Raw genomic sequence first — 17,111 nt, 5'->3', positions numbered from 1 at the left:
CATGGCCCGGCGCTACCTCGCCTGCCATGGCCCGGCGCAACCCGCCTGGCAGGTGCCGACCGCACCCCGCCTGGTAGGTGCCGACCTTGGTCGGCACGAATGGACCCACGGATGGAACGCCCGGTTTTCACCTACCACCCCAACGCCTACGCGATCGCCTTTGAAGCGGTCGATGGGGTCTGTGACGGCTGCGGCCAGTCGCGCACGCTGCGCTACCGCGGGCCGTTCTACGCCGCCCGGAAACCCGACTACCTGTGCCCGTGGTGTATCGCCGATGGCAGTGCGTCGGCACGTTTCGATGGCGAATTCACCGGCTGGAGTGACATCGAGGGGGTTTCCCCGGACCCGGCCGACCCGCCGCCGACCATCCCCCGCGAGCATCTGCTGGAGATCTGCGAGCGCACCCCGGGCTACCGGTCCTGGCAGCAGTCGGTCTGGCTGAGCCATTGTGAACGGCCCTGCGCGTTCCTCGGATTCGCCAGCGGCGAAGACCTGCTGCCGATCCTGGACCAGGTCCGGCCGGACGTGGCGGCGGTCAACCCGCGCGACGCCGACGGGGTACTGGAATGCCTGACCCGTGATGGCGAGATGGTCGGTTGCCTGTTCCAGTGCCTGCAGTGCGGCCAGCACCGCCTTCACGTCGATCTGGGCTGAATACGTTCGCCGGGCCCGGTAGGTGCCGACCTTGGTCGGCACGACGGCAGGGCGGGCCGGGTTGCCCGCCACCCCCATCTGCGCCATAATGCGCGGCTTCCTGCCCTCTGGGCGGGAACCCTTGCCCCACCGCGGTATCCACGGCGGGGGGCTGTCCGGCCGCAAGGCCACATCCGAAAGGTAGAAAAAACATGAGTCGTCATTACGAAATCGTGTTCATGGTCCACCCGGACCAGAGCGAGCAGGTCCCGGCCATGATCGAGCGCTACAAGTCGCTGGTCGAGAACGGCAACGGCACCATCCACCGTCTGGAAGACTGGGGCCGCCGCCAGCTGGCGTACCCGATCCAGAACCTGGTGAAGGCGCACTACGTGCTGCTGAACATCGAAGCCGACCAGGCCGTGCTGAACGAGCTGACCGAAAGCTTCCGCTTCAACGACGCCGTGCTGCGCAACCTGGTCATCAAGCGTGACGAGGCTGACACCGAGCAGTCGCTGATCATGAAGAGCAAGGACGAGAAGGGTGACAAGCCGGAGCGCGGTGAGCGCCGTCGTCGTGACGACGAAGAAGGCGAGTCCACCACCACCGCTGACAACGAAGCCGGCGACGACGCCGCTTCCGCCGCCTAAGGAGCCTTCCCATGTCCAAGTTCTTCCGTCGCCGCAAGTTCTGCAAGTTCACGGCTGAAGGTGTGAAGGAGATCGACTACAAGGATCTCAACACCCTGCGCCAGTACCTGACCGAGAACGGCAAGATCGTGCCGAGCCGCGTCACCGGTACCAAGTCGAAGTACCAGCGTCAGCTGGCGACCGCCGTCAAGCGCGCTCGCTTCCTGGCCCTGATTCCGTACACCGACAACCACGACGTCTGATGCCCGGCGGGGCGGCCCCGTGCCGCCCCGCTGTGCCAGCTATTCGGACAGCCACAGTTGCGGGGCGCTGCCTCGCTAACGAATAACTTATCTGGAGCACTACCATGCAGCTGATCCTCCTGCAGAAGGTCACCAACCTCGGCAACCTGGGTGACCTGGTCACCGTCAAGCCGGGCTACGGCCGTAACTTCCTCGTGCCGCAGGGCAAGGCCGTGCCGGCCACCGAGAGCAACAAGGCCGAGTTCGAAGCCAAGCGCGCCGAATACGAAGCCAAGGCACAGGCCATCCACGCCGACGCTGAAGCCCGCAAGGCCAAGCTGGAAGGCGCGAGCGTGACCATCGCCGCCAACGCTTCGACCGAAGGCAAGCTGTACGGCTCGGTCGGCGCCCGCGAAATCGCCGATGCCTTCACCGCTGCCGGCCTGGAGCTGAGCAAGAGCGAAGTCATCCTGGGCGAAGGCGCCTTCCGCAACATCGGTGAATACGACGTCCTGGTGCACCTGCACGCCGACGTGGAAACCACCGTCAAGGTTGTGGTCGAAGCCGAAAAGGCCTGATTCCGGGCCGAAAGGCCGGGTATCACCGCAGAACGGGCGCCCGCAGGGGTGCCCGTTTTGTTTTGGGCGGCCGCCGCCCGCCCTGCCATGTTCCACGCCCCGCGTAGAACATGCCGTGTAGAACCGGGCCACATCGGTATACTCAGGGCGTCACGCCCATGTCATTGTCGGCGATCCCAGTAGGATCAATGACTTGCAGGGCAAGCAGGCCGCCCGCCGGCCCCAGCCCGGAACCCCTATGCGTCTTTCCACGATCAAGCTGTCCGGCTTCAAGTCGTTCGTCGATCCGACCACCCTGCACCTGCCGACCAACATGACCGGCGTGGTGGGCCCCAATGGGTGCGGCAAGTCGAACATCATCGACGCCGTGCGCTGGGTCATGGGTGAGAGTTCGGCCAGCCGTCTGCGTGGCGACTCGCTGACCGACGTGATCTTCTCCGGTTCCAATGCGCGCAAGCCGGTCTCGCAGGCCACCGTCGAGCTGATCTTCGACAACTCCGACCATACGATTTCCGGCGAGTACGCCTCGTTCAACGAAATCTCGGTCAAGCGCACGGTCAGCCGCGATGGCACCAGCAATTACTATCTGAACGGCACCAAGTGCCGCCGCCGCGATATCACCGATCTGTTCCTGGGCACCGGCCTGGGCCCGCGCAGCTACTCGATCATCGAGCAGGGCATGATCAGCCAGATCATCGAGGCGCGCCCGGAAGACCTGCGCGTGTACCTGGAAGAGGCCGCCGGCATTTCCAAGTACAAGGAACGCCGCAAGGAAACTGAAACCCGCATCCGCCATACCCGCGAGAACCTGGACCGGCTGGGCGACCTGCGCGATGAGATCGGCAAGCAGCTGGAGCACCTGAAGCGCCAGGCCAAGCAGGCCGAGCAGTACCAGGCGCTGCAGGAAGAGCGCCGGGTGAAGGACGGGCAGTGGAAGGCGCTGGAATTCCGCGGCCTGGATGGCCGTCTTTCCAAGCTGCGCGAAGGCCTGCTGCAGGAAGAAACGCGTCTGCAGCAGCTGATTGCCGAGCAGCGTGAAGCCGAAGCTCATATCGAGACCTCGCGCGTGCGCCGCGAAGAGGCGGCCGACGCTCTGAACACCGCACAGGCTGCCGTCTATCAGGTGGGCAGCACGCTGGCCCGGGTAGAACAGCAGATCCAGCACCAGCGCGAGCTGTCGCAGCGCCTGCACAAGGCGCGCGACGAAACCCAGCAGGCGCTGGCCGAGCTGGGCCAGCACATCAGCGGCGACGAGGCGCGCCTGGGCGTGCTGCGCGAGGCCGTCGAAGACGCGACCCCGCAGCTGGAAGCGCTGCAGGAAGAGCACGAGATCAAGCAGGAAAGCCTGCGCGAGGCCGAGGACCGCCTGGCCAGCTGGCAGCAGCGCTGGGAACACCACACCTCGCAGAGTTCGGAAGCCTCGCGCGCCGGCGATGTCGAGCGCACCCGCGTGGACTACCTGGACAAGCAGATCCTGGATGCCGACCGCCGCCGCGAGGCGCTGGCGGCCGAGCGCGCCGGCCTGGATGTCGAGGCACTGGAAGAGGCGTTCGAACAGCTGCACCTGCAGCACGACACGCAGAAGACCGCGCTGGACGAGCTGACCGAAGAGGTCGAGCACCGCAAGGAAGGCGTGGCCGTCGTGCAGGAACAGCAGCGCGCGGGCCAGAACGAGCTGGCCGAGCTGCGCAAGCAGGTCAATGGCCTGCGCGGGCGCCTGGCCTCGCTGGAAACCCTGCAGCAGGCCGCACTGGGCCAGGAGCAGGGTGCTGCGGTGGCCTGGCTGCAGTCGCACGGCCTGGATTCGGCGGCGCGTGTCGGCGAGCGTCTGGACGTCGATGCCGGCTGGGAAAATGCCGTTGAAAGTGCGCTGGGCGAACTGATCGAAGGCGTGCTGGTCGACGACCCGTCCCGCCTGGTCGACGCGCTCGGCGAGCTGGGCGAGGGCCGCATTGCCCTGGTCGCCAGCGATGACGCCGCGCTGGATGTGGCGCCGACCTCGTTGGCCGCGCGCGTGCGTGGCCCGGTGGCGATCCGTCGCCTGCTGGCGCACCTGCACGGTGCCCGCGACCTGGCCGAGGCCAAGACGCTGCAGGCCGGTCTGCCTGAAGGCGATTCCATCATCACCCAGCACGGCGAGCGCCTGGGCCGGGGCTGGCTGCGCGTGTCGCGCTCCGGCGCCGCGCAGCAGGGCGCCTTGCTGCGCGAACGTGAGATCAATGAGCTGCGCGAACAGATCGAACAGCTGCAGGACCGCGAGGCCGAGCTGGAAGAGCGCTTGGCCGGCCTGCGCGAGCAGTTGCTGGCCGCCGAGCAGCAGCGCGAGGACGCGCAGCGCACCTTGTACCAGGCCCATCGCGGCGTATCCGAACTGGCCGGCCAGCTGCAGGGCCAGCAGGGCAAGGTAGAGGCCGCGCGTGCCCGCATCGACCGCATCGAAGGTGAGCTGAAGCAGTTGCTGGAGACGCTGGACGCCAACAACGAACAGGCGCGCGAAGCGCGTTCGCGGCTGGAAAACGCGGTCAGCAGCATGGGCGACCTGGAATCGATCCGGCAGGGTCTGGAAGGCGAGCGCCGCCAGCTGACCGAAGCGCGCGACCTGGCCCGTGATGCTGCACGTGCAGTGCGCGAGCGTTCGCATGCGCTGGCACTGACCCTCGAATCGCAGCGTGCGCAGCTGGCGTCGCTGGGGCAGGCGCTGGAGCGCATGAGCACCCAGCGTGGCCAGCTGGATTCGCGCCTGGGCGAACTGCATTCGCAGCTGGACGATGGCGATTCACCGGTGGAATCGCTGCAGGCCGAGCACCAGAGCGCGCTGGAAGAGCGTGTGCGCGCCGATCGCGTGCTGACCGAGGCACGCACCCTGCTGGACGGCATCGATGCCGACCTGCGCACCTATGAACAGACCCGCCACCAGCGTGACGAGCAGGCATTGGCGCAGCGCGAGCGAATTTCTCAGCGCCGGCTGGACCAGCAGGCGCTGGTGCTGAGCGCCGAAACCCTGCAGGCCGCCGTGGAAAAGGCCGGCTTCGTGATGGCTGAAGTGCTGGAGGCGCTGCCGGATGATGCGCGCCTGGGCGAGTGGGAACAGGCCGTGCACCAGATCGACGCGCGCATGCGCCGGCTGGAGCCGGTGAACCTGGCCGCCATCCACGAGTACGGCGAGGCCTCGCAGCGCTCGGATTACCTGGATGCGCAGCACACCGACCTGACCACCGCACTGGAAACCCTGGAAGATGCGATCCGCAAGATCGACCGCGAAACCCGCGGGCGCTTCAAGGACACCTTCGACCGGGTCAACGCCGGCGTGCAGGCGCTGTATCCGCGCCTGTTCGGTGGCGGCCATGCCTACCTGGAACTGACCGGCGAAGACCTGCTCGACACCGGCGTGACCATCATGGCGCGCCCGCCGGGCAAGCGCGTGTCCAGCATTTCGCTGCTGTCCGGCGGCGAAAAGGCGATGACTGCGGTGGCTCTGGTGTTTGCCATCTTCCAGCTCAACCCCGCGCCGTTCTGCCTGCTGGACGAAGTGGACGCGCCACTGGACGAGGCCAACGTCGGTCGCCTGGCCAACATGGTCAAGGAAATGAGCGAGAAGGTGCAGTTCCTGTTCGTCAGCCACAACAAGGCGACGATGGAAGCGGCGCACCAGCTTTCCGGCGTGACCATGCGCGAACCCGGCGTCAGCCGCCTGGTCAGCGTGGACCTGGAAGAAGCCGCGCGATTGGCGGGCGCGGCCTGACGTGCCATTCTAGTTACCTGAATGAACTAGCCGGAGAACCCATCGAATGTCCGACACGGCACTGTTGCGCATCGGCATCCTGGCCGCCGGCCTGCTGCTGGTGGCTGCGATCTTCCTGTTTGGTCGCCCCAAGAAGAAGCCGCAGGGGCGTCGCGTGGACGGCCCCGAGCCGGCTGCAGGCGAGCGCCGCGAACCGGTACTGGGCGAAGACGGCGTACCGCTGGCCGAGACCCGCAGCGAACCCGGCCTGGGCGAAGAGGGCCAGCAGGCCGAACTGGGCCTGGCCGATGCAGACGGCGCGGCCAACGACCTTGGCAAGCGCGCCACCCAGGATTTCGACAAGATCGTTTCGCTGTTCGTGGCCGCCCGCGCGGGCGAACAGCTGCGCGGCGAAGACATCGTGGTGGCGGCGGAAAAGACCGGCCTGGTATTCGGCCACATGAACGTGTTCCACCGGCTGGTGGAAGGCCACCCCGAGCGCGGCCCGATCTTCTCGATGGCCAGCATCATGAAGCCGGGCAGCTTCGACATGGCCAACATCCGCGCCATGGAAACCCCGGCCATCGCCTTCTTCCTGACCCTGCCGGCGCCGCTGACCGCGCTCGATGCCTGGGAAAAGATGCTGCCCACCGTGCAGCGCATGGCCGAACTGCTCGATGGCGTGGTGCTGGATGACAGCCGCAACGCCCTGGGCCGCCAGCGCATCGCCCATATCCGTGACGAACTGCGCGCCTACGACCGCCAGCACCAGGCCCCGCCGCTGACCAAGACCCCGCGCTGGTAACAGCGTTCTTTTCGGTGTGCCGACCAACGGTCGGCACCCACCCGTACCGTCGGGCGGCACCCACCCGTACCGTCGGGCGGCACCCACCCGTACCGTCGGGCGGCACCCACCCGGGTAGATCCACGCCACGCGTGGATGGGGCGAACCGAGGTTCGCCCCCACCTTCTACGTTACGCCGGTACGCCGGCCACCTTTGCAAACGCGCGGCGGAATGCCGCCATCTCCGCTTCGGTGCCCACGGTGACCCGCACGCGCTGCGGCCAGATCGGCCAGCTGCGGCCGATCACCACGCCGTTGTCGGCCATGGCCTTGGCAAAGGCACTGCCGTCGCGCTGCACATCCACCACGAAGCAGTTCGCTTCCGACGGCACGCAACTGAAACCTCGCTTGCCCAGCCAGGCGATGGTGGCCTGGCGTACCTGCGCGTTCTGCAGGCGCCGCTGCGGCACCAGCTGTGCGTCGCCCAGGCTGGCCAGCGCGGCGGCCAGGGCGGGTACGGGCAGGGGGTTCTCGCCCAGGCTGGACAGTTCGCGCAGGCGCTCGGGATGGGCGGCGGCCACGCCCAGGCGCAGGCCGGCCATGCCATACAGCTTGGAAAACGTGCGCAGCACGATCAGGTCATCGCGCTGGGCGACCTGGCCGATCAGGCTGGGCAGGTCGCTGTACTGCAGGTAGGCCTCGTCCACCAGCACACGGGTGGACGCCGGCTTGTTGGCCAGCAGCCAGGCCAGTTCGGCCGGCGCACTGATCGATCCGGTCGGGTTGTTCGGGTTGCACACGTAGATCAGGCCCGTGGGCCGCGCGTGGGCTGCTGCCACCATCGCCCGCAGGTCGTGAGCACCGTCCTCGCGCAGTGGCACCTTTGTTACCTGCGCGCCGCGCGCAGCAGCCAGGTCACCCAGCGCCTCGAAGGTGGGGTCGGCCACCACCAGCGCAGACTGCGGCCCGGTCCAAAGCGTGGCGGCGCGGTTCAGGGGTTCGCTGGAACCCGGGTACAGGCGCACATGGTCGGCCGGCACGGCGTTCTGGGTGGCGAAGACATCGCGCACCTGCCCGGCCAGCGCAAACTGATAGCGGCCGCTGCCGGCGATGCTGTCGCGAGCGGCCTGTTGGGCGGCGGACGCAGGGCCGTAGGGGCACTCATTGAAGTTCAACAGCACTGGGACAGCTGCCACGGGCGCCGGTTGCGCTGCAGCAGCGCGGGGCAGACCCGTGCCGGCAACAGCCAGGCCGACGCCGGCCAGGTGCAGGAAATGGCGGCGCGATGTGGGCAGGGTCACGGGCGGGATTCCAAGGGGCGGTTGCCGCACGCTAGCGCTGGTAGGGGCAGGGCGGCAAGCCCACCGCCCGGTAGAGTCGAGCTTGCTCGACTGCCGTCCAGACCCAGTCGAGCAAGCTCGACTCTACACAAAGCAGTCGAGCAAGCTCGACTCTACAAACCATCGGGCAATACGGGGCCTGACGGCCGGGCGCGGTAGAATTCCCGGCCATCCCAGAACCACCGGATTCCGATGAGCCCCAGCCCCGCCGAACGCGCCGAGGATCTCCGCCGGCAGATCGCCCAGGCCAACCGTGCCTATCACGAGCTGGATGCGCCGGAAATTCCCGATGCCGACTACGACCGCCTGGTCCGCGCGCTGGAGGCACTGGAGCGCGAGCATCCCGAGCTGGCCCGCGCCGACAGCCCGACCCAGCAGGTGGGCGCGCGCCCGTCCGGCCGCTTCGCCGAAGTCGCCCACGCGGTCCCGATGCTGTCGCTGTCCAATGCGTTCAGCGATGAGGAAGTGGCGGACTTCGTGCGCCGTATCGACGAGCGCCTGCGCCGTGGCGCGCTGCGCTTTTCCGCCGAACCGAAGATGGACGGCCTGGCGATCAGCCTGCGCTACGAGGACGGCCAGTTCGTGCTGGGCGCGACCCGTGGGGATGGCAGCACCGGCGAGGACGTGACCGCGAACCTGCGGCAGATCGCCGATATTCCCAAGCGCCTGCAGGGCAGTGGTTGGCCCGATGTGCTGGAAGTGCGCGGCGAGGTGTACATGGCCCGCGCCGATTTCGAGGCCTACAACGAACGTGCGCGCCTGCACGGCGGCAAGGTGCTGGCCAACCCGCGCAACGCAGCGGCGGGATCACTGCGCCAGCTCGACGCGAAAATCAGCGCCCAGCGTCGGCTCAGCTTCTTTGCCTACGGCACCGGCGAAGTGCAGGGCGGCGAGCTGCCGGACACCCATTCGGGCACGCTGGCGCAGCTTGGGGCCTGGGGTTTCCCGGTCAGCGACCTGTGCCAGGTGGTGGAAGGCAGCGACGGGCTGCTGGGCTACTACCGCATGATCGGCGAGCGCCGTGACGGCCTGCCTTTCGATATCGACGGGGTGGTCTACAAGCTGGACGACCGCGCCGGCCAGCAGACGATGGGCTTCGTTTCGCGCGCGCCGCGCTGGGCCATCGCACACAAGTTCCCGGCGCAGGAACAGAGCACCACGGTCGAGGCGATCGAGATCCAGATCGGCCGTACCGGTGCGGCAACGCCGGTCGCGCGTCTGGCGCCGGTGGCAGTGGCCGGGGTGATCGTGTCCAACGCCACCCTGCACAACGCCGATCAGATCGCGCGGCTGGACGTGCGCGTTGGCGACAGCGTGATCGTGCGCCGTGCCGGCGATGTCATTCCCGAAGTGGTCAGCGTCATCGTGGACCGTCGCCCGCCGGGCACCACGCCCTGGCAGATGCCCACCCACTGCCCGGTGTGCGGTGCGGAGATCGTGCGCGAAGAAGGTGCAGCGGCATGGCGCTGTTCGGGCGAACTGTCCTGCCCTGCGCAGCGCAAGGAAGCCATTGCGCACTTCGCATCGCGCCGCGCCATGGATATCGATGGCTTGGGCGACAAGTACATTGAAACGCTGGTGGACGCCGGCATCGTGAAAAGCGTGGCGGATCTGTACCGCCTCAGCCGCGACACGCTGCTGCACCTGAAGCTGGTGCTCGATGCCGAAGATCCTTCGGCCCTGGCCGCAGCATTGAAGCTGCACCTGCCCGCCGAGGGCAGTGGCGCGGTGCTCACGGCGGTGCTGAAGCTGGACGCCGCCGATGCGGGCTGGCGCGCGCAGGCGCTGGTGCAGCCGGCCAGCTTCGAATGGAACACGAAGAAGATCGCCACCAAGTGGGCCGACAACCTGATCGCGGCCATCGACGCCAGCCGCGATGCCACGCTGGAACGGCTGCTGTTCGCGCTGGGCATCGAGCACGTGGGCGAAAGCACGGCCAAGGCACTGGCGCAGTGGTTCGGTGATCTGGAACTGATCCGCCACCTGCCGTGGCCGCTGTTCAAGCGCGTGCCAGACATCGGCGGTGAAGTCGCGCGCTCGCTGGGGCATTTCTTCGAGCAGCCCGGCAACCAGCAGGCCATCGACGATCTGCTGCAGGTGGGGCAGGTGCGCATTGCCGACGCCCATCCGCCCAGCGCCAAGCTGCGCGAAGGGCTGGATCTGGCCCAGCTGCTGGTGGAAGCCGAGATTCCCGGCATCACCCGTCTCCGCGCGGAAAAGCTGGTGGCAGTATTGCCATCCGCGCAGGCAGTGCTGGACGCCGAGCACGGCCAGTTCGTCAACGCCGGCCTGCCCGATGACACCGCGCGCGGGCTGGCGCAGTGGCTGGACAGCGACGGCCATGGCGCAATGCTGCTGGCCGCCGAGCGCGCCATGCAGCACATCCTGGCGCACGCACCGGCCCTGGCCGAGGTGGTGGCCGGGCCGCTGGACGGGCAGACCGTGGTGCTGACCGGCACCCTGGCCCAGCTTACCCGCGATGTGGCCAAGGAGCGCCTGGAAGCGCTGGGCGCCAAGGTGTCGGGCAGCGTCTCGAAGAAGACCAGCTTCCTGGTGGCAGGCACCGAAGCCGGTTCCAAGCTGGACAAGGCGCAGTCGCTGGGCGTGCCGGTGTGGGACGAAGATCGCCTGCTGGCCTATCTGGCCGAACACGAGTGATGAACCCGCCGGGCGCCGCGCGCGCCCGGCCTGAAGCAAGAGAGGACTACCGATGCAGATCGCCCCGCTGGATTTCCGCCTGGCCACCCGTGCCGATGAAGAGGCATTGATTGCCTTGATGCGCGACTTCTACGCCGAAGACAAGATCGAATTCGATGATGCCCGCGTTCGCCGCGGGGTCGGTGCGCTGCTGGCCGACCCGCGCAATGGCGAGGTACTGCTGTGGCTGGACGAAGCCGGCGAGGTGGTCGGCCATGCCGTGCTGGCGATGGGCTTCAGCCTGGAGCAGGGCGGCCATTTCGTGCTGCTGGACGAGCTCTACCTGAGCCATCGCGCACGTGGCCGTGGCCGCGGCAAGCAGGCGCTGGCCATCTGCGAACAGCGTGCACGCGGCCGCGGCGTCACCCGTCTGCGGCTGGAAGTGAACCACCACAACGAACTGGCACGCCGCCTGTACCTGGCCAGCGGCTACATCGATGACACCCGCAGCCTGCTGACCCTGCCGCTGGACCATCCGCGCGCCGAGGGCATCCTGTGAATCCGCAGCTGATGCGCACGCTGCAGCAGCGCGCGGCGTTGAATGCGCTGCTGCGCCGTTTCTTCGCCGAACGCGATGTGATGGAAGTGGAAACGCCGATCCTGTCGGTGGCCGGTAACACCGAGCCGAACATCGACAGCTTCCATACCGATTTCAGTGGCCACGTCGATGCCGGTGGCCGCCGCCGCTGGCTGCGCACCTCGCCCGAATACCCGCTCAAGCGTCTGCTGGCGGCCGGCGTGGGCGACTGCTACGAGCTGGGCCGGGTGTTCCGTAACGGCGAAGCGGGCGGCCGCCACAACCCCGAATTCACCATGCTGGAATGGTATCGGGTCGGCTGGGACCACCACCGCTTGATGCACGAAACCGCCGAGCTGGTACGCCAGGCGCTGGCCCTGGTGGGGCGCACCGCCAGCCTGCGCGTGCTCAGCTATCGCGAGCTGTTCCAGCAGCATGCCGGGGTGGATCCCTTCGCTGCCGACGAGACAGCACTGCGCGCGGCGCTGGGCGAGGTACACATCGACCCGGTCGGGCTGACCCGCGATGACTGGCTGGACCTGCTGATGACCCATCGCATCCAGCCGCACTTCGATGACGCGGTGATGACGGTGGTGCATGACTGGCCCGCCAGCCAGGCGGCGCTGGCCCGCATCCGTGCCGGCAGCCCGCCGCTGGCCGAACGCTTCGAGCTGTACCTGGGCACGGTGGAACTGGCCAACGGCTACCACGAACTGAACGATGCCCATGAACAGCGCGCGCGCTTCAACAACGATCTGCAGCGCCGCCACGCGCGTGGGCAGGTGCAGCCGGCACTGGATGAAGCGCTGCTGGACGCACTGCCGGGCCTGCCCGACTGCGCGGGCGTGGCGGTGGGCGTGGACCGCCTGCTGATGGCGATGAACGGCACGCCGCGCATCGCCGATGTGCTGGCCTTCGACTTCGCCCATGCATGAGCGCGGCGTGCGCGCGCTCTTCGCGGCGCCGCTGCAGCGCCTGAACGGATCGAGCACATTCCACGCTTGATTCAGCAACGACGATGATGCTCTTATCACGCCTGATGCCAGACACTGGCAGCGTGGTTATCGACACGGTTGGGGAAAGCTTTGGTCAAGTGGTTGGCGGTCGTGGCGGCACCGGTGTACTCCATGGCGATATGGGGCGCGGTCATGCCGTTGCCGGCGTCGGCGCAGACCGGTTATGACGGCCAGGTCATCACCTGTGAATCGCGCGACATGGGTTGGGTGCACTGCGACCTGGACGTCAGCAATGGCGTCGACCTGGTACGGCAGTTGTCCAGCAACAGCTGCATCCGCGGCAGCGAATGGGGCACCGACCGCAGCGGCGTGTGGGTCACCCTGGGCTGCCGCGCCGAGTTCCGCGCACGCCCGGCCGCCGGTGCTGCGGCCACGACGGCCAGCCCCGAGACCGGCAAGCGCCTGGTGCGCCGCGTGGTGCGCTGCGAATCCAGCGGACGGCCGCAGAGCTGCCCCGTGCGGCTGGACGGCGCGCCAGTGCGGCTGCTGCGCCAGTTGTCGGTGCTGCCGTGCCGGGAAGGGCAGGGCTGGGGCTACAAGCGCAATGAAATCTGGACCAGCCGTGGCTGCCAGGGCGATTTCGAGGTGGCCGACGAACAGGGCCGCTTCGTCGATATGCCGCGCCGGCTGACCTGCGAATCCAAATCCAAGCGGCGTCGCTTCTGCGGGGCCAGCATCAGCGCCGGCGCCGAGGTGTCGCGGCAGATTTCCGGCACCGCCTGCGTGGAAGGGCAGACCTGGGGCTGGAACCGCAACGGGATCTGGGTGGACGGCGGCTGCCGGGCCGAATTCTCGGTGAATTGACCGCCCGGCAGGGCCACGGGGCAGGGGCTGGCCCTACAATGGGCGCATGAACACTGCCACCGATCTCGATTACGCCCGTTACGACCATATCCGCCCGATCCTGTGGACCGGAGACGCGCTGCAGCTGCTGGACCAGCGCAAGCTGCCGTTCGTGGTGGAACACGTAGCCTGCCATGACAGCGACGAAGTCGCCGCCGCCATCCATGCGCTGACCGTACGTGGCGCGCCGGCCATCGGCATCGCCGCGGCCTGGGGCGTGGTGCTGGCCGCGCGCGATGTGCAGGCCGCCGACGGCGCGCATGCGCTGCAGCAGCTGGAACCGGCGCTGCAGCGCCTGAATGCCTCGCGCCCGACCGCAGTGAACCTGGCTTGGGCGCTGGCGCGCATGCGCCGCGCGCTGTCCGCCGCCGGCGCCGACTGGAAGGCCGTGCTGGAAGCCGAGGCGCAGGCCATTGCCGAAGAAGACCTGGCCGCCAACCGCCACATGGGCGCACTGGGCGCGGGCCTGATCGAGACCGGCAGCGGCGTGCTGACCCACTGCAACACCGGTTCGCTGGCCACGGCCGGTTTCGGCACCGCCCTGGGCGTGATCCGCGCGGGCATGGCCCAGCAGCGCATCGCCCGGGTGTTTGCCGGCGAAACCCGGCCGTGGCTGCAGGGCGCGCGCTTGACCGTGTGGGAACTGCAGCAGGACGGCATCGATGCCACCCTGATCGCCGATTCGGCCGCCTCGCACCTGATGAAGACCGGTGCGGTGCAGTGGGTGATCGTCGGCGCCGACCGCATCTGCGCCAACGGCGATACCGCCAACAAGATCGGCACCTACCAGCTGGCCATCGCCGCCCGCCACCACGGGGTGAAGTTCATGGTGGTGGCACCCTCGTCCACGGTGGACATGGATACCGTGGACGGCAGCCAGATCGAGATCGAGCAGCGCGACCCGGGCGAGCTGTACGGCGTGGGCGGTACCCGCACCGTGGCCGAGGGCATCGCCGCCTGGAACCCGGTGTTCGACGTGACCCCGGGCGAGCTGATCGACGCCATCGTGACCGAGCGCGGGGTCATCCTGAACCCGACCGTGGAAAACATGCGGGCCGCTTTCGGCGGCTGACGGACAGGCGGGGTCAGAGCCCTTTCCTGCGGAAAGGGATCTGACCCCGGCCCCGACCAGGCTGGCCGGGCCGGTAGATCCACGCCATGCGTGGATGGTTCGCCGTTCCGTCGCCCGGCTACCCCTAAGTTCCTGATTTGTGCCGGTAAAACCCCCGTAAACACGGGCGGAAAACGGCCCGTTGTGGTAGTATCGGCAGGTTGAATCGAGGTTCCGGCACGACCCCTCCTGCAGTGGGCTGCGCCGGACTGGACCGCTACCAGACAACGGAACCCGAATGGCAGAAACCGCCAAGGAAATCATCCAGGTCAACCTGGAAGACGAGATGCGCAAGAGCTACCTCGATTACGCCATGAGCGTGATCGTGGGGCGTGCGCTGCCCGATGCGCGCGATGGCCTCAAGCCCGTGCATCGCCGTGTGCTGTTCGCGATGAACGAACTGAACGCGCACAGCAACAAGCCTTACTTCAAGTCGGCGCGTATCGTCGGTGACGTGATCGGTAAGTACCACCCGCACGGCGATCAGTCGGTCTACGACACGCTGGTGCGCCTGGCACAGCCGTTCTCGCTGCGCTACATGCTGGTCGATGGCCAGGGTAACTTCGGTTCGATCGACGGCGACTCCGCCGCGGCGATGCGTTACACCGAAGCCCGCATGTCCCGCCTCGCCCACGAGCTGATGGCGGACATCGACAAGGAAACCGTCGATTTCCAGCCCAACTACGACGAAAAGGAACTGGAGCCGACGGTCATGCCGACCCGGTTCCCGAACCTGCTGGTCAATGGTTCGGCCGGTATCGCGGTGGGCATGGCCACCAACATCCCGCCGCACAACCTGAGCGAATCGATCAACGCCTGCATCGCGCTGATCGACAACCCGGAAATCGATGTCGACGGCCTGATGGAGTACATCCCGGGCCCGGATTTCCCGACCGCAGGCATCATCAACGGCACCGCCGGCATCGTCGCCGGCTACCGCACCGGCCGTGGCCGCGTGCGCATCCGTGCCAAGGCCGATATCGAAGTGGCCGACAACGGCCGCGAATCGATCATCGTCACTGAAATTCCTTACCAGGTGAACAAGGCGCGTCTGATCGAAAAGATCGCCGAACTGGTCAAGGAAAAGAAGATCGAAGGCATCAGCGAGCTGCGCGATGAGTCCGACAAGGACGGCATGCGCATCTACATCGAGATCAAGCGCGGTGAATCTGCCGAGGTTGTGCTGAACAACCTGTACCAGCAGACGCAGATGGAATCGGTGTTCGGCATCAACATGGTGGCGCTGGTCGATGGCCGCCCGCAGTTGATGAACCTCAAGCAGATGCTGGAGGCCTTCGTCCGCCACCGTCGCGAAGTGGTCACCCGCCGCACCGTGTTCGAGCTGCGCAAGGCGCGCGCCCGTGCCCACGTGCTGGAAGGCCTGACCGTTGCGCTGGCCAACATCGACGAGATGATCGAACTGATCAAGACCTCGCCGAACCCCAACGAAGCGCGCGAACGCATGCTCGCCCGCCTGTGGGAGCCGGGCCTGGTCGGTTCGATGCTGGGTGCCGCCGGCGCTGAAGCCTCGCGCCCGGAAGACCTGCCAAAGGGCGTGGGCCTGATCGAGGGCGGCTACCAGCTGACCGAGATCCAGGCCACGCAGATCCTGGAAATGCGCCTGCACCGCCTGACCGGGCTGGAGCAGGACCGCCTGACCGAGGAATACAAGCAGCTGCTGGAAGTGATCGCCGGGCTCATCCACATCCTGGAAGATCCCGACCGCCTGCTGCAGGTGATCCGCGAAGAGCTGATCAACGTGAAGGCCGAGTTCGGCGACGAGCGTCGTACCGAAATCCGCCACAGCGAAGAAGACCTGGACATCCTGGACCTGATCGCGCCGGAAGACGTGGTGGTGACCGTGTCCCACGCCGGTTACGTGAAGCGCCAGCCGGTCAGCGTCTACCGCGCGCAGCGCCGCGGTGGCCGTGGCCGCAGTGCGGCGGCGACCAAGGAAGAGGATTTCATCGAACAGCTGTGGCTGGTCAACACGCACGATACGCTGCTGACCTTCACCAGCTCGGGCAAGGTGTTCTGGCTGCCGGTCTACCAGCTGCCCGAAGCTGGTTCCAACGCCCGCGGCCGTCCGATCATCAACTGGATTCCGCTGGAGCCGGGCGAGCGCGTGCAGGCCGTGCTGCCGGTGCGTGAGTACGCCGATGGCCAGTTCGTGTTCTTCGCCACCAGAAACGGCACGGTGAAGAAGACCCCGCTGAGCGAATTCGCCTTCCGTCTGGCCCGCGGCAAGATCGCCATCAACCTGGACGAAGGCGATGCCCTGGTTGGCGTCGGCCTGACCGATGGCGAGCGTGACATCCTGCTGTTCGCCTCCAACGGCAAGACCGTGCGCTTCGGTGAAGACAAGGTCCGTTCGATGGGCCGTACCGCTACCGGCGTGCGCGGCATCAAGATGCCGGCGGGCGAGGAAGTGGTCAGCCTGATCGTGGCCGAAAGTGCCGGTGGCATCGAGGACGAGAACGAGGACGACAACGGTGTCGAGGAAACCGCCGCCAATGGCGATGCGGTGATCGACGGCGCCGACGACGCCAGCGTGCAGTACATCCTGACCGCCACCGAAAACGGCTACGGCAAGCGCACCCCGCTGCCGGACTACCCGCGCAAGGGCCGTGGCACGCAGGGCGTGATCGGCATCCAGACCACCGAGCGCAACGGCAAGCTGGTCGCCGCGGTGCTGATGGGGTCGGGCGACGAAGTCCTGCTGATCTCCGACGGCGGCACCCTGGTGCGTACGCGCGGTTCGGAAATCAGCCGCGTGGGCCGCAACACCCAGGGCGTGACCCTCATCCGCCTGTCGAAGGACGAGAAGCTGCAGGCGGTGGAGCGCATGGACGCCTCGATCGACGAGGACGAGGACGAGGTGGCTGCTGCCGCCCCGGCCGAAGCCCCCGCACCGAGCGAGGACGCGCCGCAGGCATAAGCCCGCTTCGCGACGTCACCTCAACAACGCCGGCCTCGTGCCGGCGTTGTTGTATCCGGCGC

General features: G+C 67.4%; 13 protein-coding genes. 12 read left to right on the top strand and 1 reads right to left on the bottom strand.

All coding sequences use genetic code 11. The annotated features are described in order from the left end of the window. The first annotated feature begins 111 nt into the window (after positions 1 to 111). The 6 genes from C1930_RS12430 (at position 112) to zipA (ending at position 6,608) form a co-directional block, all read left to right on the top strand. Complete coding sequence (locus C1930_RS12430) at positions 112 to 654, top strand: CbrC family protein (protein ID WP_108771883.1); 543 nt, start codon at positions 112 to 114, stop codon at positions 652 to 654. A 191-nt stretch (positions 655 to 845) separates the two neighbouring features. Further along, positions 846 to 1,283, top strand: coding sequence for a 30S ribosomal protein S6 (gene rpsF / locus C1930_RS12425; RefSeq protein WP_049445625.1), 438 nt, complete (start codon positions 846 to 848; stop codon positions 1,281 to 1,283). 11 nt (positions 1,284 to 1,294) lie between these two features. Beyond that, positions 1,295 to 1,525 carry a 30S ribosomal protein S18 gene (gene rpsR, locus C1930_RS12420; protein ID WP_002804494.1) on the top strand — a complete coding sequence of 77 codons (231 nt, stop codon included), beginning with the start codon at positions 1,295 to 1,297 and terminating at the stop codon, positions 1,523 to 1,525. Between the two features lie 104 nt (positions 1,526 to 1,629). Continuing rightward, entirely contained in the window at positions 1,630 to 2,082 is a 453-nt protein-coding gene (rplI, locus tag C1930_RS12415) for a 50S ribosomal protein L9 (protein WP_108756585.1), read from the top strand. 238 nt (positions 2,083 to 2,320) lie between these two features. Continuing rightward, a complete protein-coding gene (smc, locus tag C1930_RS12410) occupies positions 2,321 to 5,824 on the top strand; it encodes a chromosome segregation protein SMC (protein WP_108771882.1) in 3,504 nt (1,167 codons plus the stop codon). A gap of 46 nt (positions 5,825 to 5,870) precedes the next feature. Continuing rightward, positions 5,871 to 6,608 (top strand): cell division protein ZipA, encoded by a 738-nt coding sequence (gene zipA, locus C1930_RS12405; protein WP_108753528.1) that lies wholly within the window; start codon positions 5,871 to 5,873, stop codon positions 6,606 to 6,608. Positions 6,609 to 6,778: 170 nt separating this feature from the next. Here the strand turns inward: zipA and C1930_RS12400 are convergent, their stop codons facing one another. After that, positions 6,779 to 7,888 (bottom strand): pyridoxal phosphate-dependent aminotransferase, encoded by a 1,110-nt coding sequence (locus tag C1930_RS12400; protein ID WP_108771881.1) that lies wholly within the window; start codon positions 7,886 to 7,888, stop codon positions 6,779 to 6,781. A gap of 225 nt (positions 7,889 to 8,113) precedes the next feature. Here C1930_RS12400 and ligA point away from each other — a divergent pair, with 225 nt between their 5' ends. The 6 genes from ligA to gyrA all read left to right on the top strand — a co-directional run bounded on the left by ligA (position 8,114) and on the right by gyrA (position 17,049). After that, positions 8,114 to 10,585, top strand: coding sequence for an NAD-dependent DNA ligase LigA (gene ligA / locus C1930_RS12395; protein ID WP_199912439.1), 2,472 nt, complete (start codon positions 8,114 to 8,116; stop codon positions 10,583 to 10,585). Between the two features lie 52 nt (positions 10,586 to 10,637). Further along, positions 10,638 to 11,123, top strand: a complete 486-nt coding sequence (locus C1930_RS12390; protein ID WP_108771879.1) for a GNAT family N-acetyltransferase — start codon at positions 10,638 to 10,640, stop codon at positions 11,121 to 11,123. After that, entirely contained in the window at positions 11,120 to 12,076 is a 957-nt protein-coding gene (gene epmA / locus C1930_RS12385) for an EF-P lysine aminoacylase EpmA (protein WP_108771878.1), read from the top strand. The genes C1930_RS12390 and epmA overlap by 4 nt, the downstream gene beginning before the upstream one ends. 150 nt (positions 12,077 to 12,226) lie before the next feature. Continuing rightward, complete coding sequence (locus tag C1930_RS12380) at positions 12,227 to 12,961, top strand: DUF3011 domain-containing protein (RefSeq protein WP_108771877.1); 735 nt, start codon at positions 12,227 to 12,229, stop codon at positions 12,959 to 12,961. A gap of 46 nt (positions 12,962 to 13,007) precedes the next feature. Continuing rightward, positions 13,008 to 14,072 carry an S-methyl-5-thioribose-1-phosphate isomerase gene (gene mtnA / locus C1930_RS12375; protein WP_108771876.1) on the top strand — a complete coding sequence of 355 codons (1,065 nt, stop codon included), beginning with the start codon at positions 13,008 to 13,010 and terminating at the stop codon, positions 14,070 to 14,072. A gap of 277 nt (positions 14,073 to 14,349) precedes the next feature. Further along, complete coding sequence (gene gyrA / locus C1930_RS12370; protein WP_108753520.1) at positions 14,350 to 17,049, top strand: DNA gyrase subunit A; 2,700 nt, start codon at positions 14,350 to 14,352, stop codon at positions 17,047 to 17,049. Positions 17,050 to 17,111 lie beyond the last annotated feature (62 nt).

The sequence above is a fragment of the Stenotrophomonas sp. SAU14A_NAIMI4_8 genome (genome assembly GCF_003086695.1).
Taxonomy (GTDB): Bacteria; Pseudomonadota; Gammaproteobacteria; order Xanthomonadales; family Xanthomonadaceae; genus Stenotrophomonas.
The sequence above is the reverse complement of the archived record's forward strand: the minus strand, read 5'-3'. Positions and strand labels throughout refer to the sequence as shown.